At 67.8% G+C, this 17,306-nt stretch carries 17 protein-coding genes; 14 read left to right on the top strand and 3 right to left on the bottom strand.

The features are described 5' to 3' along the window. Positions 1-318 precede the first annotated feature (318 nt). The 6 genes from WS96_RS07980 to WS96_RS08005 all read left to right on the top strand — a co-directional run bounded on the left by WS96_RS07980 (position 319) and on the right by WS96_RS08005 (position 6,035). On the top strand, positions 319-1,272 hold the full coding sequence (locus WS96_RS07980) for a choline ABC transporter substrate-binding protein (RefSeq protein WP_059831705.1): 954 nt from the start codon (positions 319-321) through the stop codon (positions 1,270-1,272). A gap of 61 nt (positions 1,273-1,333) precedes the next feature. Beyond that, positions 1,334-2,263 carry a 3-keto-5-aminohexanoate cleavage protein gene (locus tag WS96_RS07985; RefSeq protein ID WP_034204290.1) on the top strand — a complete coding sequence of 310 codons (930 nt, stop codon included), beginning with the start codon at positions 1,334-1,336 and terminating at the stop codon, positions 2,261-2,263. Between the two features lie 86 nt (positions 2,264-2,349). Next, complete coding sequence (locus WS96_RS07990; RefSeq protein WP_034204291.1) at positions 2,350-3,315, top strand: L-carnitine dehydrogenase; 966 nt, start codon at positions 2,350-2,352, stop codon at positions 3,313-3,315. Positions 3,316-3,318: 3 nt separating this feature from the next. Continuing rightward, positions 3,319-3,807, top strand: coding sequence for a thioesterase family protein (locus tag WS96_RS07995; RefSeq protein ID WP_059831707.1), 489 nt, complete (start codon positions 3,319-3,321; stop codon positions 3,805-3,807). Positions 3,808-3,855: 48 nt separating this feature from the next. Next, entirely contained in the window at positions 3,856-4,812 is a 957-nt protein-coding gene (locus WS96_RS08000; protein ID WP_059831709.1) for an alpha/beta hydrolase, read from the top strand. A 23-nt stretch (positions 4,813-4,835) separates the two neighbouring features. Next, positions 4,836-6,035: a TauD/TfdA family dioxygenase gene (locus tag WS96_RS08005; protein ID WP_059831712.1), complete on the top strand. Its 1,200-nt coding sequence runs from the start codon at positions 4,836-4,838 to the stop codon at positions 6,033-6,035. Positions 6,036-6,228: 193 nt separating this feature from the next. Here WS96_RS08005 and WS96_RS08010 read toward each other — a convergent pair whose 3' ends face one another. The 3 genes from WS96_RS08010 to WS96_RS08020 form a co-directional block, all read right to left on the bottom strand. Beyond that, on the bottom strand, positions 6,229-6,525 hold the full coding sequence (locus WS96_RS08010; protein ID WP_034204295.1) for a DUF4148 domain-containing protein: 297 nt from the start codon (positions 6,523-6,525) through the stop codon (positions 6,229-6,231). A gap of 214 nt (positions 6,526-6,739) precedes the next feature. Continuing rightward, complete coding sequence (locus WS96_RS08015; RefSeq protein ID WP_059832114.1) at positions 6,740-7,726, bottom strand: oxidoreductase; 987 nt, start codon at positions 7,724-7,726, stop codon at positions 6,740-6,742. Between the two features lie 165 nt (positions 7,727-7,891). Then, on the bottom strand, positions 7,892-8,182 hold the full coding sequence (locus WS96_RS08020; protein WP_006484717.1) for a DUF3331 domain-containing protein: 291 nt from the start codon (positions 8,180-8,182) through the stop codon (positions 7,892-7,894). 663 nt (positions 8,183-8,845) lie between these two features. Between WS96_RS08020 and WS96_RS08025 the strand changes: the two genes are divergently transcribed. From WS96_RS08025 to WS96_RS08060, 8 genes are all read left to right on the top strand, one after another. Further along, positions 8,846-9,610, top strand: coding sequence for an SDR family oxidoreductase (locus tag WS96_RS08025; protein ID WP_059832115.1), 765 nt, complete (start codon positions 8,846-8,848; stop codon positions 9,608-9,610). A gap of 97 nt (positions 9,611-9,707) precedes the next feature. Then, entirely contained in the window at positions 9,708-10,550 is an 843-nt protein-coding gene (locus WS96_RS08030; RefSeq protein WP_059831714.1) for an ureidoglycolate lyase, read from the top strand. 23 nt (positions 10,551-10,573) lie between these two features. Continuing rightward, a complete protein-coding gene (locus WS96_RS08035; RefSeq protein WP_059823311.1) occupies positions 10,574-11,851 on the top strand; it encodes an L-fuconate dehydratase in 1,278 nt (425 codons plus the stop codon). A 70-nt stretch (positions 11,852-11,921) separates the two neighbouring features. After that, positions 11,922-12,698: an SDR family oxidoreductase gene (locus WS96_RS08040; protein WP_059831716.1), complete on the top strand. Its 777-nt coding sequence runs from the start codon at positions 11,922-11,924 to the stop codon at positions 12,696-12,698. Positions 12,699-12,710: 12 nt separating this feature from the next. Further along, positions 12,711-14,249 (top strand): sugar ABC transporter ATP-binding protein, encoded by a 1,539-nt coding sequence (locus WS96_RS08045; RefSeq protein ID WP_059831717.1) that lies wholly within the window; start codon positions 12,711-12,713, stop codon positions 14,247-14,249. Positions 14,250-14,286: 37 nt separating this feature from the next. Beyond that, a complete protein-coding gene (locus WS96_RS08050; protein ID WP_059831721.1) occupies positions 14,287-15,324 on the top strand; it encodes an ABC transporter permease in 1,038 nt (345 codons plus the stop codon). A gap of 82 nt (positions 15,325-15,406) precedes the next feature. Beyond that, positions 15,407-16,348, top strand: coding sequence for an ABC transporter substrate-binding protein (locus tag WS96_RS08055; protein WP_059831723.1), 942 nt, complete (start codon positions 15,407-15,409; stop codon positions 16,346-16,348). A gap of 66 nt (positions 16,349-16,414) precedes the next feature. After that, positions 16,415-17,305 (top strand): amidohydrolase family protein, encoded by an 891-nt coding sequence (locus tag WS96_RS08060; protein ID WP_059832117.1) that lies wholly within the window; start codon positions 16,415-16,417, stop codon positions 17,303-17,305. The last annotated feature ends 1 nt before the right edge of the window (position 17,306 follow it).

Genomic DNA, 17,306 nt, shown 5'->3' on the forward strand with positions numbered 1-17,306 from the left:
CGCCCGGCGGCTCCCAGCATAGGGCTGGCCCGCGGTATTCGGCGACGTGTCGGAAACCTGTCAGCAAGGCCGTGGTGGAATCGAAAGGCACACGCCGCATCCGGGCAATCTCGCCGCCCGCCAGAAAAACCCCAAATCCCCATCCGGCAAGCCTCTCGCCGAACCTAGTGGTTTCCACTCATAGTCGCAAACAGGCAAGAACAGGTCGCCGCCGGTCTTCTCGGCGCGAATATGGCTCGTTACTTTTACTCCCACGATGCAGGCCGGCGCACACTCCGCGCACCGGCTGCCGCGAGATCAACCGGGAGGAATCGAACCATGAAGTCGACGAAGATCGCCGCGCTAGCCGCGGCCGTGCTGGCGACCGGTGCGTTCACGCACGCCGCGCATGCCGAGACGGAGGCCGCGACCTGCCGCACCGTGCGTTTCGCGGATATCGGCTGGACCGACATCACGTCGACCACGGCGCTCGCGTCGACCGTGTTCGAGGCGCTCGGCTACAAGCCGACCACGACGATCGCGTCGGTGCCGATCTCGTTCGCCGGTCTCAAGAGCAAGCAGCTCGACGTGTCGCTCGGCTACTGGTGGCCCGTGCAGCAGAAGCAGTTGCAGCCGTTCCTCGACAGCAAGTCGATCAACGTCGTCGAGCCGCCGAACCTGTCCGGCGCGAAGGCGACGCTCGCGGTGCCGAGCTACGAATACCAGGCCGGCCTGAAAACCTTCGACGACATCGCGAAACACCGCGCGGAACTCGACGGCAAGATCTACGGGATCGAGCCCGGCAGCAGCGCGAACGCGACGATCCAGAAGATGATCGACACGAACCAGTACGGGCTCGGCGGCTTCAAGCTCGTCGAATCGAGCGAGGCCGGGATGCTGGTGACGGTCGAGCGCGCGGTCCGCGAGAAGAAGTGGGTGGTGTTTCTCGGCTGGGAGCCGCATCCGATGAACATCCAGCTCAGCATGAACTACCTGTCCGGCGGCGACGCGGCGTTCGGGCCGAACTACGGCGAAGCGCGCGTGTACACGCTGACCGCGCCCGACTTCATCGCGCGCTGCCCGAACGCGGGCAAGCTCGTGACGAACCTGCGCTTCTCGACCCAGCTCGAGAACCAGCTGATGCAGTCGGTGATGAACAAGACCAAGCCGGCCGAGGCCGCGAAGGCGTACCTGAAGAAGAACCCGCAGGTGCTCGATCCCTGGCTCGCGGGCGTCAAGACGTTCGACGGCAAGGACGGCCTGCCTGCCGTGAAGGCGTATCTCGGCCTGTAACGGCCTGCGCCCGCGCGCTACCCGCAGTGCGATACAACCCGAATCAAGCGAGGCATTCAGCATGAACCACGAAGTCATCATCACCTGCGCCGTCACGGGCGCGGGCGATACGGTCGGCAAGCATCCGGCGATTCCGGTCACGCCGAAGGAGATCGCGGCCGCCGCGATCGAAGCCGCGAAGGCCGGCGCGACGGTCGCCCACTGCCACGTGCGCGATCCGCAGACGGGGCGCGGCAGCCGCGACCCGAACCTGTATCGCGAAGTGGTCGACCGCATCCGCTCGGCCGACGTCGACGTGATCATCAACCTGACGGCCGGCATGGGCGGCGATCTCGAGATCGGCCCCGGCGAGGATCCGATGCGCTTCGGCAAGGGGACCGACCTGGTCGGCGGTCTCACGCGCCTCGTACACGTCGAGGAACTGCTGCCGGAAATCTGCACGCTCGACTGCGGCACGCTGAATTTCGGCGACGGCGATTACATCTACGTGTCGACACCCGCGCAGTTGCGCGCCGGCGCGAAGCGCATCCAGGAACTCGGCGTGAAGCCGGAGCTGGAGATCTTCGATACGGGCCATCTGTGGTTCGCGAAGCAGTTGCTGAAGGAAGGGCTGCTCGACGATCCACCGCTGTTCCAGCTGTGCCTGGGCATTCCGTGGGGCGCACCGGCCGACACGGGCACGATGAAGGCGATGGTCGACAACCTGCCGCCGGGCGCGCACTGGGCCGGCTTCGGGATCGGCCGCATGCAGATGCCGATGGTCGCGCAGGCGATGCTGCTCGGCGGTCACGTTCGCGTCGGCCTCGAAGACAACATCTGGCTCGATCGCGGCGTGCATGCGACCAACGGCACGCTCGTCGAGCGCGCTCGCGAGATCGTCGAACGCCTCGGCGGCCGCGTGCTGACGCCGGCCGAAGGCCGCCGCAAGCTCGGCCTGCCGGCGCGCGGCGAACGTGCGCTGGAGCGTCGCGCGATCGCCGAATTCGCGTGAGCTTTTTCACTGACCGACATTGCATGGCGGTATGCGTCGACGCGCGGCCGCCCACCGATTTCCCCTGAATTGAAGGATGTATCGACATGGCAGTGAAGACCGACATCAAGACGTTTGCCGCCATCGGCACCGGCGTGATCGGCAGCGGATGGATTTCCCGCGCGCTCGCGCACGGTCTCGACGTGGTCGTGTGGGACCCGGCGCCGGGCGCCGAAGCGCGGCTGCGCGCGAACGTCGCGAATGCGTGGCCCGCGCTCGAACGCGTCGGCCTCGCGCCGGGCGCCGATCCCGCGCGGTTGCGGTTCGTGTCGACGATCGACGAATGTGTCGCCGACGCCGATTTCATCCAGGAAAGCGCGCCCGAGCGCGAGGCGCTGAAGCTCGAGCTGCACGAGCAGATCAGCCGTGCGGCGAAGCCCGATGCGATCATCGCGTCGTCGACGTCGGGGCTGTTGCCGACCGATTTCTACGCGCGGGCGACGCATCCGGAGCGCTGCGTGGTCGGCCATCCGTTCAACCCTGTCTACCTGCTGCCGCTCGTCGAGGTGCTCGGCGGTGCGCGCACGTCGCCGGAAGCGGTCGAAGGCGCGATGGAGGTCTATCGCAAGCTCGGCATGCGGCCGCTGCACGTGCGCAAGGAAGTGCCGGGCTTCATCGCGGATCGTCTGCTCGAGGCGTTGTGGCGCGAGGCGCTGCATCTCGTCGACGAAGGCGTCGCGACGACCGGCGAGATCGACGACGCGATCCGCTTCGGCGCGGGCATCCGCTGGTCGTTCATGGGCACGTTCCTGACCTACACGCTGGCCGGCGGCGATGCGGGCATGCGACACTTCATGCAGCAATTCGGCCCCGCGCTCGAACTGCCGTGGACGAAACTGGTCGCGCCGACGTTGACCGATGCGCTGATCGACCGCGTCGTCGAAGGCACGACCGAACAGCAGGGCACGCGCAGCATCAAGGAGCTCGAGCGCTATCGCGACGAGTGCATCACCGAGGTGCTGAAATCGATCGCCGCGGTGAAGGCGCGGCACGGGATGCGATTCGAGGACTAGACGATGACGGGCGATACCCCGCTGACGATTCACCGCGACGTGGTGCGGCCCGAATGGGTCGACTACAACGGCCACCTGCGCGATGCGTTCTACCTGCTGATCTTCAGCTTCGCGACCGATGCGTTGCTGGATCGCATCGGCCTCGACGACGCCGCGCGTCGCGAGCGGGGGCGCTCGGTCTACACGCTCGAAGCGCACGTGAACTATCTGCACGAGATCAAGGAAGGCACGGCCGTGCGCGTCGATGCGCGCGTGCTCGCGCACGACGCGAAGCGGCTGCACTTGTATCTCGAACTGTTCGCCGACGGGCATGGCGACGCGGTATCGGCGAGCGAGCAGATGCTGCTACACGTCGATACGCGCGACGGCGCGAAATCGGCGCCGTTCGACGACGACGTGGCCGCGCGCGTGGCCGCGCTGCACGCATTGCAGCGCGATTGCGCGGCGCCTGCGTATGCGGGCCGCGTGATCGGGCTGCCGCCGCGCCGCTAGCGGCGCGCTTCGCCTTCCGATCCCCCCTTCGACCGCGGAGCGCACACGATGCTCGAACCGGAAATCGCGGCGTTCGTCGCGGCCGTCGACGCGTGGTATCCGGCCGATGCGGCGGCGCGCTCGCCCGACGAGCAGCGCCGCCTCTACGACCGCTTCGCGGCCGAATGGACGCCGGCCGCGCTGCCGGCCGGCATCGTGCAGCACGACGCCGTGTGGCGCGCGCCGGACGGCCGCACGATCGCGCTGCGGCGCTATACGTCCGCGCACCGTGCGCCGCGCGGCACGGTGCTGTTTTTTCATGGCGGCGGTTTCGTCGTCGGCTCGCTCGACAGTCATGCGCTGATCACCGCGCAGCTGGCGGCCGATACGGGCCTCGACGTGATCGCCGTCGACTACCGGCTGGCGCCCGAACACCTTGCGCCGGCCGCACTCGACGATTGCGTGGCGGTGACGCGCGCCGCGCGCGATGCACGCTGGCCGTTCGGGCCGTGCGCGCACCCGTTGACGCTCGCGGGCGACAGCGCGGGCGGGATGCTCGCGGCGGCGGTGGCGACCGCGCTGCGCGATGCGGGCGAAGCGAGCGTGGACGGCGTCGCGCTCGTTTATCCGATGCTCGGTTTCGAACCGCAATCGCCCGCGCGCGAAACGGAAGCGCACGCGCCGATGCTGACGCTCGACGACGTGCATCGTTATCGCGCGCTGTACTGGGGCAGTGACTTGTCCTCCGCGTTGCGGAGCGGCAACCCGCTGCTGCGCGCGTCGGTGCCGCTCGAGGCGGCGCGTTTCGACGGCCTGCCGCCGGTGCTCGCGATCGGCGCGGAGCACGATCCGCTGCGCGACGATGCGCGCGTGTACGTCGAACGGATTCGCGCGGCCGGCGGGGTCGCGCGCCACTGGATGGGAGAGGGGCTGGTGCACGGCTGCTGGCGCGCGCTCGGGACGAGCCCGCAGGCCGCACGGATGCACCGGATGGTCGGCGGGTTCTTGCTCGCACCGCACGCGTAGCGAGCGTTTTCCGGGAGGCAACGATGCAGGCAGCGGCGCAACACCGTATCGAGGACTGGCGGACGTTTTCGGCCGACGCGGCCATCGCGGCGGCGACGATCGGCGATGACGCGGTGAATATCGAGTGGAGCGACGCGCGACGATCGCCGTTCCATTTCGACTGGCTGCGCGACAACTGCGCGTGTGCCGCGTGCGTGCATGCGATCACGCGCGAACAGGTGTTCGAGATCGCCGATGCGCGCGAGGATCTGTCCGCGCTCGCCGTGCATGTCGAAACCGACGGTGCGCTGCATGTGGAATGGAACGACGGGCACCGCAGCGCGTGGTCGCCGGGCTGGTTGCGTGCGCATGCATACGACGATGCGTCGCGCGCGGAGCGCCTGGCCGCGCACGAGCGCCACGTATGGACCGGCGACGATGCGACGGCGATCGGCGTGTTCGCGTGGCGCGACGTGATGGAGGACGACCGCGCGTTGCTGGCATGGCTCGGCGCTTTGCAGCGCACGGGGCTGACGCTCGTCGAGGGCGTGCCGGCCGAGCGCGGCCGCGTCGACGGGATCGCGCGCCGCATCGGCCTGATCCGCGAAAGCAATTTCGGCGTGCTGTTCGACGTCGAATCGAAGCCGCGCCCGGACAGCAATGCGTATACGTCGCTGAATCTTCCGCCGCACACCGACCTGCCGACACGCGAACTGCAACCCGGCGTGCAGTTCCTGCACTGCCTCGCGAACGACGCGACGGGCGGCGACAGCATCTTCCTCGACGGCTTCGCGCTCGCGGATGCGCTGCGGCGCGAACATCCGGACGATTTCGAACGACTCGCGTCGACGCCGTTCGAGTTCTGGAACAAGAGCGCGAACAGCGACTATCGCTGTTCGGCGCCGGTGATCGGGCTCGATGCGCGCGGCAACGTCACGGAAGTGCGCGTCGCGAACTTCCTGCGCGGGCCGCTCGATGCGCCGGCCGGCTCGGTTGCAGCGGTCTATCGCGCGTATCGGCGATTCCTCGCGCTTGCGCGCGAGCCGCGTTTTCGCGTGCAGCGCCGGCTGCGGGCGGGCGACATGTGGGCGTTCGACAACCGGCGCGTGCTGCATGCGCGCACCGAGTTCGACCCGTCGACGGGCCGGCGGCACTTGCAGGGCTGCTACGTCGATCGCGACGAACTGCTGTCGCGGTGGCGCGTGCTGTCGCGGTCGACGTCGGCCGGGGCCGTGGCGCGCTGACCGGCGCACACGACGCATTCACGCACACCTCGCCGGGAAAAAGCGCCCGGACGCCACGCGTCCGGGCGAAGCCACCCGCTGCCGGGCGGCGGAGGTATGCGTTTCACAAAAAAGACGAGCCCCGCGAAGGGGGCTCGTCCGGACTGCGTGACTTCATCGCGCGATGCGCGGCGCCCGCCGGGGGCGCGTCGGCTTACTGGCCGAAGAAGATCGAATCGCGTGCGTTCGACGACGCAGCCGGCGCGCCCGAGTGGACGAGCGGAGCCGGTTGTGCGCCGTAGCCGCTGGTGTCGGCGCCATGAACACGCGCTTCGGCGCTCTGGATGTCGTTCGGGTAGTACGGGCTCGACACACCCGGCTTGTAGCCGGCTTGTTCGAGCTGGACCAGTTCGTTGCGCACTTGAGCGCGCGTCACGGTGCTTTGCGCGAATGCGCCGAACGAAGCGGACAGGGCGGCAGCGGCAACGACTGCGGAAACGAGCGATTTCATGGTGACCTCCGGTGTTTTATTGAGTTCGCTCTCGACACCATGTCTTGAGCGATTGATCAAATCTTAGTCACCGGCGTGTTCAGGGTAAACGCTGATTTTGACGATAAATTGTTTCCTGACCGGTAACAGTGCGACGCCGAATCAGTCTTTCAACAGGCTTTCTTTTCGGTTGATGCAATAAGTATGAAGAATATCGTGCGCGCCGGCACGCGATTCAGCGCGCTTCGGCCGTCGTGTCGAACGGCCGGCCCGGCGCGCGTCCGGCGGGCGCGCCGGCGCTGAGGAAGCGCACGCCCGTCGCGGCTTCCGATGCTTCCCACAGCAATGCCGCCGACGCCGCGCTGCGCGCCGCGCGCGGCACGCTTGCCGGTGCCGGCAGCCCGCGCGATTCGAACCAGCCGGACGGACCGATGTACGCGCCGCCGGCCAGATCGGGCGACGTCGCCGCATGAATCGCGGGCAGCGCGCCCTGAGCGGCCGGCTGCGCGAGATACCGGTTCGCGGCGCGCATCAGCGCGGCGCGGGCCGGCGAGTGGTCCATCGCCGGGCCCGCGAACTGCAGGTTGGTCGCCGCGTAGCCGGGGTGCGCGGCGACGCTGATGCCGGCGAACGCCGCGCGCTCGAAACGGCGCTGCAACTCGATCGCGAACACGAGGTTCGCGAGCTTGCTGTCGCAATAGGCGAGATAACGGTTGTAGCGATGCGCGGCGCGCAGGTCGTCGACACGAATCCGGCCGGCGCGGTTGAAACCGCTCGACATCGTGACGACGCGCGCCCGGCGCGCCGCGCGCAGCGCCGGCAGCAGATGGCCCGTCAGCGCGAAATGGCCGAGATGGTTGGTGCCGAACTGCATCTCGAAGCCGTCGCGCGTGTGTCGCAGCGGCAGAAACATCACGCCGGCGTTGTTGCAGAGGATGTCGACGCGGCCGTGGCGTTCGCCGACGTCAGCCGCGAAGCGGGCGATCGACGCGAGATCGGCGAGGTCGAGCGGATCGACTTCGACGCGTGCATGAGGATGAAACCGGCGGATCGCGTCGGCGGCCTGCGCGCCACGGGCGGCGTCGCGGCAGCCCATCACGACCGTCGCGCCTTTCGCGGCCAGCGTTTCCGCGAGCTGCCAGCCGAGACCGCTGTTGGCGCCGGTCACGACCGCGACCTTCCCGCCTTGCGCCGGGACGTGGCGCGCGCTCCATGCATGCATGTCTGCCTCCATCGGCGCGGCCGATCGGCCGCGGCGCCTAATCGTTACATTGAATGATGTAACGATAGTGCGGGCGGACGTTGCAGACAAGCGGAGGAATTAGACCGGCGCTTCTAGGGCGGGCGGATGGCGTGGCGCCGCCGGCCGGCGCACGGCGGGCGGGTTTTACCTGCTGCCGGCCAGCGCGAGCACTTCGGCGGCGGAGATCATGGCGGCGGCGTTCGCGGGAGCCGGGCGTTCGGCCGGGCGGAATACTTCGTCGCCGCGGTGGATGACCTGGCGCGACAGCGCGCAGGTCCCGGTGCGCTGCGCGAAGCGGCGTCGCCAGCGCTGTTCACCGTAGTGGCAGCGGCCGGGTTCGACCCAGCGGACGACGAGCAGCGTATCGGAACGTTCGAGGATTTCGACGTGGACGTCGGCGGGATCGAGCGCAGGCAGGGATTTGGAGGCCTTCATTTTGCCGTTTCCTAAAGCTCGTGCGGGTTCGGCCGTGGCAGTGGATGTCACTCCCCGATGGCGAATCCGTAGCGGTTTCCATGAGTGGTGCGCTAAATGTAAGCGTCTGTGACCGGAAAAAACATCCTGTCTGGCTCAAATTACCTTTTGCCGATTTAGAAACAATCCACGCTTATTTTCTTGAAAAACCAGCGACAAAAGGCCCCGGACGGGAAGTCCGGGGCGAAAATCGGCCCGCGCGCCGTGTCTGCTCGCCCAGTCACGGGATACATCGCCGGGGACGGAGGTGCCCGCAGAGATCCGGCGCGGGCGGGGGAGGCGATGTACCGGAAGCGCGGTCCGGCAACGCCATGATGGCGCGCGCCACCCGTTGACACCCTGACGCGAACATGACTTTTTTGTCAGTTTTCCTGTCCACCGCGCCGAACGTCGCGGAAGAAGCGGCTGGAACGCCCGCCGGTATTGGGTTCGAGCGGATCGCGGGGCGACGCCTCGACGCTACTTTCGCGGCGAATTTCGTGCGTCGGACGGATTCTTCGGCCTCGGGTAAATACTGAATCCCAATTTCGTGACAAACGCGCGATCCGTTCCTATGATTGGTTGGACCTTTAGTCCTTTGTGCCAATCGGCCGACGGCTGGCCGGCTTTTTCGGAGAGATGCTCATGAGATTGCAGGGCAAACGCGCGCTGGTGACGGCGGCCGGGCAGGGCATCGGCCGCGCGACCGCGCTGCGCTTCGCGAGCGAGGGCGCCGACGTGCTGGCGACCGACATCAACGAGGCCGCCTTGGTGCGGCTCGAAGCCGACGCCGAGCGCGCGGGCGGCCGGCTGGTCACGCGGCGGCTCGACGTCACCGACGCGCACGACATCGCCGCGCTCGCTAGGAGCGAACGCGCGTTCGACGTGCTGTTCAACTGCGCGGGCTACGTGCACCACGGCTCGATTCTCGAGTGCGACGAAGACGCGTGGGCGTTCTCGCTGAACCTGAACGTCACGTCGATGTACCGGCTGATCCGCGCGCTGTTGCCGGCGATGCTCGAAGCGGGCGGCGCGTCGATCGTCAACATGGCGTCGGCGGCGTCGAGCGTGAAGGGCGTGCCGAACCGCTTCGTGTACGGCACCACCAAGGCGGCCGTGATCGGGCTGACTAAGGCGGTGGCGGCCGATTTCGTCGAGCGGGGCATCCGCTGCAACGCGATCTGCCCGGGCACGATCGAATCGCCGTCGCTGGCGCAGCGGATCGAGGACCAGGCGCGCACGCGCCACGTGTCCGCCGACGAGGTGCGCCAGGCATTCGTCGCGCGCCAGCCGATCGGCCGCATCGGCACCGCGGACGAAGTCGCCGCGCTCGCGCTGTATCTGGCGTCCGACGAAGCGTCGTTCACCACCGGCACGATTCACCTGATCGACGGCGGCTGGTCTAACTGACCGTGCCTAACCGGCCGTGCCTAACCGGCCGTGTCCAACTGACCGTGTCTGACCGACCGCACCTCCATCCACTTTCCGTTTCCGTTCACACGACGCTATGAAACTGCTGAGATTTGGCGACAAACACCATGAAAAACCGGGCCTGCTGGATGCGCAGGGCCACATTCGCGACCTGTCCGGCGTGATCGACGACATCGCCGGCGACGTGTTGACCCCCGCGTCGCTCACGCGGCTGCGCGACATTCCGCCGTCGTCGCTGCCGCTCGTCGAAGGCACGCCGCGGCTCGGCGCGTGCGTCGGCCGCGTCGGCAAGTTCATCTGCATCGGGCTCAACTACTCGGATCACGCGGCCGAATCGGGGATGGAAGTCCCGAAGGAGCCCGTCGTGTTCGGCAAGTGGACGAGCGCGATCTCGGGCCCGAACGACGACATCGAGATCCCGCGCGGCTCGGAGAAGACCGACTGGGAAGTCGAGCTCGGCGTGGTGATCGGCCAGGGCGGCCGCTATATCGACGAAGCCGACGCGCTGTCGCACGTCGCGGGTTACTGCGTCGTAAACGACGTGTCGGAGCGCGAATACCAGCTCGAGCGCGGCGGCACGTGGGACAAGGGCAAGGGCAACGACACGTTCGGCCCGCTGGGCCCGTGGCTCGTGACGGCCGACGAAGTGCCCGATCCGCACGCGCTGCGGCTGTGGCTGGAAGTGGACGGCCACCGTTACCAGAACGGCACGACCGCGACGATGGTGTTCCGCGTGCCGCACCTGATCAGCTACCTGAGCCGCTTCATGAGCCTGCAGCCGGGCGACGTGATCTCGACCGGCACGCCGCCGGGCGTCGGCCTCGGACAGAAGCCGCCCGTCTATCTGCGCGCCGGACAGGTGATCACGCTCGGCATCGACGGGTTCGGCGAGCAACGCCAGCGTACCGTGCAGGCCTGATTTCCTTCAACGGACGGTTCGTCATGCCTATCATTCGATCGATGCGCGTCCTCGACGTGCGCTTTCCGACCTCGCGCCAGCTCGACGGCTCCGACGCGATGAATCCGGACCCCGATTATTCGGCGGCCTACGTCGTGCTCGAAACCGACCGCGACGGCCTCGAAGGTCACGGGCTCACGTTCACCATCGGGCGCGGCAACGAAATCTGCTGCGCGGCGATCGACGCGATGCGCCACCTCGTCGTCGGCCTCGACCTCGACTGGATCCGCGAGGACATGGGCCGGTTCTGGCGGCACGTCACGTCGGACAGCCAGTTGCGCTGGATCGGCCCCGACAAGGGCGCGATCCACCTGGCGACGGGCGCCGTCGTCAATGCGGTGTGGGATTTGTGGGCGAAGGCCGTCGGCAAGCCGCTGTGGCGGCTCGTCGCCGACATGAGCCCGGAGGAGCTGGTGCGGGCGATCGACTTCCGCTACCTGACCGACTGCCTGAGCCCGGACGAAGCGCTCGACCTGCTGCGCCGGCAGGCGCCCGGCAAGGCCGCGCGGATCGCCGCGCTGGAGCGCGACGGCTACCCGTGCTACACGACGTCGGCCGGCTGGCTCGGCTACAGCGACGACAAGCTGCGCCGGCTGTGCCGCGAGGCGGTGGAAGAAGGGTTCGACTACGTGAAGCTGAAAGTCGGCGCGAACCTCGAGGACGACATCCGCCGCGTGACGATCGCGCGCGAGGTGATCGGCCCCGACCGCAAGCTGATGATCGACGCGAACCAGGTGTGGGAAGTCGACGAGGCGATCGACTGGGTGCGCGAGCTCGCATTCGCGCGGCCGTGGTTCATCGAGGAGCCGACGAGCCCCGACGACGTCGAAGGACATCGCAAGATCCGCAAGGCGATCGCGCCGGTGCAGGTCGCGACCGGCGAGATGTGCCAGAACCGCGTGCTGTTCAAGCAGTTCATCGCGCGCGGCGCGATCGACGTCGTGCAGATCGACGCGTGCCGGCTCGGCGGCGTGAACGAGATTCTCGCGGTGATGCTGATGGCCGCGAAGTACGGGCTGCCGGTGTGCCCGCACGCAGGCGGCGTCGGGCTGTGCGAATACGTGCAGCATCTGTCGATGATCGACTACGTGTGCATTTCCGGCACGAAGGAAGGGCGCGTGACCGAGTACGTCGATCATCTGCACGAGCATTTCGTCGAACCGTGCGTGGTGCGCGGCGCGGCGTACATGCCGCCGACGGCGCCCGGTTTCTCGATCGAGATGAAGCCCGAATCGCTGGAGCAGTACCGGTTCCGCGGCTGACGCATGGCCGCGCACGACGGCGCGCCACGCGTGTCGTGCGCGGCGACAACATGAACGACGGAGACGCGAAGTGGATTTGAATCTGCAAGACAAGGTCGTGATCGTGACCGGCGGCGCGTCGGGCATCGGTGCCGCGATCTCGATGCGGCTGGCCGACGAAGGCGCGATCCCGGTAGTGCTCGCGCGCCACGCGCCCGACGACGCGTTCTGGCAAGCACTCGCACGGAAACAGCCGCGCGCCGCGTGCGTGACCGTCGAACTGCAGGACGACGCGCAGTGCCGCGACGCCGTTGCGCAGACCGTCGCGCGCTTCGGCCGCATCGACGGCCTCGTCAACAACGCGGGCGTCAACGACAGCATCGGGCTCGACGCCGGGCGCGACGCGTTCGTCGCGTCGCTCGAACGCAACCTGATCCACTACTACGTGATGGCGCACTACTGCGTGCCGCACCTGAGGGCGGCGCGCGGCGCGATCGTCAACATCTCGTCGAAGACGGCCGTGACCGGGCAGGGCAACACGAGCGGCTATTGCGCGTCGAAGGGCGGGCAGCTCGCGCTGACGCGCGAATGGGCCGTCGCGTTGCGCGACGACGGCGTGCGCGTAAACGCGGTGATCCCCGCCGAAGTGATGACGCCGCTGTACCGGAACTGGCTGGCGGGTTTCGACGATCCGGACGCGAAGCTCGCCGGCATCGCGGGCAAGGTGCCGCTCGGCCGGCGCTTCACGACGGCCGACGAGATCGCCGACACGGTCGTGTTCCTGCTGTCGGATCGCGCGTCGCACACGACGGGCCAGTGGCTGTTCGTCGACGGCGGCTACACGCATCTCGATCGTGCGATCAGCTGAGGGCCGCGATTCATGCAACCCGACCCGAACCCGAACACCGCGCCGCCGCTGATCGCGCTGACCGGCATCGGCAAGCGCTTTCCGGGCGTGCAGGCGCTCGACGATTGCCGTTTCGACCTGCGCGCGGGCGAAGTGCATGCGCTGATGGGCGAGAACGGCGCCGGCAAGTCGACGCTGATGAAGATTCTCGCGGGCGTCTATCAGCGCGACACCGGCGAAATCCGGATGGACGGCCGCGCGGTGGAGATCGCCGATCCCCGTGCCGCGCAGGCGCTCGGCATCGGCATCATCCATCAGGAACTGAACCTGATGAACCACCTGAGCGTCGCGCAGAACATCTTCATCGGCCGCGAGCCGCGCGGGCGCTTCGGCGTGTTCGTCGACGAAGACCGGCTGAACCGCGACGCGGCCGCGATTTTCCAGCGGATGCGGCTCGATCTCGATCCGCGCACGCCCGTGGGCAGGCTGACGGTCGCGAAGCAGCAGATGGTCGAGATCGCGAAGGCGCTGTCGTTCGACTCGCGCGCGCTGATCATGGACGAGCCGACCGCCGCGCTGAACAACGCGGAGATCGCCGAGCTGTTCCGCATCATCCGCGACCTGCGCGCGAACGGGGTCGGCATCGTCTACATCTCGCACAAGATGGACGAGCTGCGCCAGATCGCCGATCGTGTGACCGTGATGCGCGACGGCAAGTACGTCGCGACCGTGCCGATGGCGGATACGTCGATGGAGGCGATCATTTCGATGATGGTCGGCCGCCAGCTCGATACGGACACCCGCACGCCGCCCGATACGTCCGCGAACGATATCGCGCTCGAAGTGCGCGGGCTGTCGCGCGGCCGCGCGATCCGCGACGTCGGCTTCACGCTGCGGCGCGGCGAGATCCTCGGCTTCGCCGGGCTGATGGGCGCGGGTCGTACCGAGGTCGCGCGCGCGGTATTCGGCGCGGACCCGGTCGATGCGGGCGAGATCCGCGTGCACGGCAGGACCGTGACGATCCGCACGCCCGCCGACGCGGTGAAGGCCGGTATCGGCTATCTGTCCGAGGATCGCAAGCACTTCGGGCTCGCGGTCGGGATGGACGTGCAGAACAACATCGCGCTGTCGAGCATGCGCCGCTTCGTGCGCCGCGGCATGTTCCTCGATGCGCGCGGGATGCGCGAGACCGCGCAGTCGTACGTGCGGCAGCTCGCGATCCGCACGCCGTCGGTCGCGCAGCCCGCGCGGCTGCTGTCGGGCGGCAACCAGCAGAAGATCGTGATCGCGAAGTGGCTGCTGCGCGACTGCGACATCCTGTTCTTCGACGAGCCGACGCGCGGCATCGACGTCGGCGCGAAAAGCGAGATCTACAAGCTGCTCGATGCGCTCGCCGCCGACGGCAAGGCGATCGTGATGATCTCGTCGGAGCTGCCCGAGGTGCTGCGCATGAGCCACCGGATTCTCGTGATGTGCGAAGGCCGCGTGACCGGCGAATTGCGCGCGGCCGACGCCACGCAGGAAAGGATCATGCAGCTCGCGACGCAGCGCGAGTCGACCGTGTTGCCCTGATTGCCTCGATTGTCCCGATTCAGACGCCTACCCGATCATGTCCAACGATACGCATCCCGTTCCGCCCCTTGCCACCGGCGACACGCCGGCCGCCGCATCGCGCCTGAAATCGCGCTTCTTCAACCCGGCCGCGCGGCAGAAGCTGCTCGCGTTCGCGAGCCTCGTGCTGCTGATCGTGTTCTTCAGCTTCGCGTCGTCGAACTTCCTCGAAGTCGACAACCTCGTGTCGATCCTGCAGGCGACCGCCGTAAACGGCGTGCTGGCCGTCGCCTGTACGTACGTGATCATCACGTCCGGCATCGATCTGTCGGTCGGCACGCTGATGACGTTCTGCGCGGTGATGGCCGGCGTCGTGCTGACGAAATGGGGGATGCCGCTGCCGCTCGGGATCCTGGCCGCGTTGTGCTTCGGCGCGCTGTCGGGCTGCGTGTCGGGCTTCGTGATCGCGAAGATGAAGGTGCCGCCGTTCATCGCGACGCTCGGCATGATGATGCTGCTCAAGGGGCTGTCGCTCGTGATCTCCGGCACGCGGCCGATCTACTTCAACGACACGCCGGGCTTCACGTCGATCGCGCAGGATTCGCTGATCGGCAACCTGATTCCCGCGCTGCCGATTCCGAACGCGGTGCTGATCCTGTTCCTCGTCGCGATCGGCGCGTCGATCGTGCTGAACCGCACCATCTTCGGCCGCTACACGTTCGCGCTCGGCAGCAACGAGGAGGCGCTGCGGCTCTCCGGCGTGAACGTCGACGCATGGAAGATCGCCGTCTACACGTTCTGCGGCGCGGTGTGCGGGATCGCCGGCCTGCTGATCGCGTCGCGGCTGAACTCCGCGCAGCCGGCGCTCGGGCAGGGCTACGAGCTCGACGCGATCGCGGCGGTCGTGATCGGCGGCACGTCGCTGTCCGGCGGCGCGGGCAGCATCGTCGGCACCATCATCGGCGCGTTCATCATGAGCGTGCTGACCAACGGCCTGCGGATCATGTCGGTCGCGCAGGAATGGCAGACGGTCGTGACGGGCGTGATCATCATCCTCGCCGTCTACGTGGACATCCTGCGCCGGCGCCGCCGCTGACGCAGACACGGACGCGAACACGCATGGGCTTCACCGCCGGCCCGGCCGGCATTTCAGTCGATACCAACCAAGGAGACGCGAAGTGATCAGGAGCAAGGTGTTGAACGCGATCGTCGGACTGACGTTCGCTGTCGGCGTCACGGCCGGCGCGCAGGCACAGGAAACCTATATCCCGCTGATCTCGAAGGGCTTCCAGCATCAGTTCTGGCAGGCCGTGAAATCGGGCGCGACGCAGGCCGCGAAGGACTACAAGGTGAAGGTGACGTTCGAAGGGCCCGAAACCGAAGCGATGGTCGACAAGCAGATCGACATGCTGTCGGCCGCGATCGCGAAGAAGCCGGCCGCGCTCGGCTTCGCGGCGCTCGACAGCAAGGCCGCGCTGCCGCTGCTGAAGAAGGCGCAGGCCGAGAAGATTCCGGTGATCGCGTTCGACTCGGGGGTGGACAGCGATATTCCGGTGACGACGGCCGCGACCAACAACAAGGCGGCTGCCGCGCTCGCCGCCGACAAGCTCGCCGCGCTGATCGGCGACGAAGGGCAGGTGGCCGTGGTCGCGCACGACCAGACGAGCCGCACCGGCATCGACCGCCGCGACGGCTTCCTCGAACGGATGAAGTCGGCGTACCCGAAGGTGCAGGTCGTGACCGTGCAGTACGGCGAAGGCGATCAACTGAAATCGACCGAAGTGACGAAGTCGATCCTGCAGGCGTATCCCAAGCTCAAGGGGCTGTTCGGCACCAACGAAGGCTCGGCGATCGGCGTGGTCAACGGCGTGCGGGAGATGAAGCGCAAGGTCGTGATCGTCGGCTACGATTCCGGCAAGCAGCAGAAGGACGCGATCCGCAGTGGGCTGATGGCCGGCGCGATCACGCAGAACCCGATCGGGATCGGCTACAAGACGGTCGAGGCGGCCGTGAAGGCGATCAAGGGCGAGAAGCTGCCGAAGGTCATCGATACCGGCTTCTACTGGTACGACAAGACCAATATCGACGATCCTAAGATCGCGGCGGTGTTGTACGACTGAACGTGGCGGAATGGCGGGGCGGCGATGCGGGCCGTCGCCGCCGCGGTGATCGAACACGAGGGCATCATGGGCGCAGTGCGTATCGATTCGCATCAGCACTTCTGGCGTTATCGCGCGGTCGACTATCCATGGATCGGACCGGACATGGGCGTGCTCGCACGCGACTACCTGCCCGACGCGCTGTGGCCGCAGATGCATGCGCAGGCGCTCGGCGCGTCGATCGCGGTGCAGGCGCGCGCCGGGCGCGACGAGACGGCGTTCCTGCTCGATCTGGCGCGCGACAATGCGCGCATCGCGGCGGTGGTCGGCTGGGAGGATCTCGGTGCGCCGGCGCTGGCCGACCGTGTCGCCGAGTGGCGCAGTCCGAAGCTGCGCGGTTTTCGTCATCAGGTGCAGGACGAAGCCGACGTCGGCGCGTTCGTCGCCGATCCCGGCTTCAATCGCGGCGTCGCGTGGCTGCAGGCGAACGGCTACGTGTACGACGTGCTCGTGTTCGAGCGCCAGTTGCCGGACGTGCGTGCGTTCTGCGCGCGGCACGACGCGCACTGGCTCGTGCTCGACCACGTCGGCAAACCGGCGCTCGCCGAGTTCGAACGCGACGACACGGCGTTCGCGCGCTGGCGCGCGTCGCTGCGCGAGCTGGCCGTGCTGCCGCACGTCGCGTGCAAGCTGTCGGGGCTCGTGACCGAAGCCGACTGGCGGCGCGGCCTGCGCGCGCAGGACATCCGGCATGTCGAGCAGTGCCTCGACGCGGCGCTCGACGCGTTCGGCCCGCGGCGGCTGATGTTCGGATCGGACTGGCCCGTATGCCTGCTCGCGGCGTCGTACGACGAAGTGGCGTCGCTGGTCGAGCGCTGGGCCGAGTCGCGGCTGTCGGCGGCCGAACGCGGCGCGCTGTGGGGCGGCACGGCCGCGCGTTGCTACGCGGTGCCGGGCGATGTGAAGCGCGGCATATAAA

The organism is Burkholderia sp. MSMB1835, assembly GCF_001526365.1.
Taxonomy (GTDB): domain Bacteria; phylum Pseudomonadota; class Gammaproteobacteria; order Burkholderiales; family Burkholderiaceae; genus Burkholderia.

Excerpts from the sequence above, each read along its gene's own strand:
- WS96_RS07980 (WP_059831705.1), top strand. The coding sequence starts at position 319 with ATGAAGTCGACGAAGATCGCCGCGCTAGCCGCGGCCGTGCTGGCGACC.
- WS96_RS07985 (WP_034204290.1), top strand. The coding sequence starts at position 1,334 with ATGAACCACGAAGTCATCATCACCTGCGCCGTCACGGGCGCGGGCGAT.
- WS96_RS07990 (WP_034204291.1), top strand. The coding sequence starts at position 2,350 with ATGGCAGTGAAGACCGACATCAAGACGTTTGCCGCCATCGGCACCGGC.
- WS96_RS07995 (WP_059831707.1), top strand. The coding sequence starts at position 3,319 with ATGACGGGCGATACCCCGCTGACGATTCACCGCGACGTGGTGCGGCCC.
- WS96_RS08000 (WP_059831709.1), top strand. The coding sequence starts at position 3,856 with ATGCTCGAACCGGAAATCGCGGCGTTCGTCGCGGCCGTCGACGCGTGG.
- WS96_RS08005 (WP_059831712.1), top strand. The coding sequence starts at position 4,836 with ATGCAGGCAGCGGCGCAACACCGTATCGAGGACTGGCGGACGTTTTCG.
- WS96_RS08010 (WP_034204295.1), bottom strand. The coding sequence starts at position 6,525 with ATGAAATCGCTCGTTTCCGCAGTCGTTGCCGCTGCCGCCCTGTCCGCT.
- WS96_RS08015 (WP_059832114.1), bottom strand. The coding sequence starts at position 7,726 with ATGCATGCATGGAGCGCGCGCCACGTCCCGGCGCAAGGCGGGAAGGTC.
- WS96_RS08020 (WP_006484717.1), bottom strand. The coding sequence starts at position 8,182 with ATGAAGGCCTCCAAATCCCTGCCTGCGCTCGATCCCGCCGACGTCCAC.
- WS96_RS08025 (WP_059832115.1), top strand. The coding sequence starts at position 8,846 with ATGAGATTGCAGGGCAAACGCGCGCTGGTGACGGCGGCCGGGCAGGGC.
- WS96_RS08030 (WP_059831714.1), top strand. The coding sequence starts at position 9,708 with ATGAAACTGCTGAGATTTGGCGACAAACACCATGAAAAACCGGGCCTG.
- WS96_RS08035 (WP_059823311.1), top strand. The coding sequence starts at position 10,574 with ATGCCTATCATTCGATCGATGCGCGTCCTCGACGTGCGCTTTCCGACC.
- WS96_RS08045 (WP_059831717.1), top strand. The coding sequence starts at position 12,711 with ATGCAACCCGACCCGAACCCGAACACCGCGCCGCCGCTGATCGCGCTG.
- WS96_RS08050 (WP_059831721.1), top strand. The coding sequence starts at position 14,287 with ATGTCCAACGATACGCATCCCGTTCCGCCCCTTGCCACCGGCGACACG.
- WS96_RS08060 (WP_059832117.1), top strand. The coding sequence starts at position 16,415 with ATGGGCGCAGTGCGTATCGATTCGCATCAGCACTTCTGGCGTTATCGC.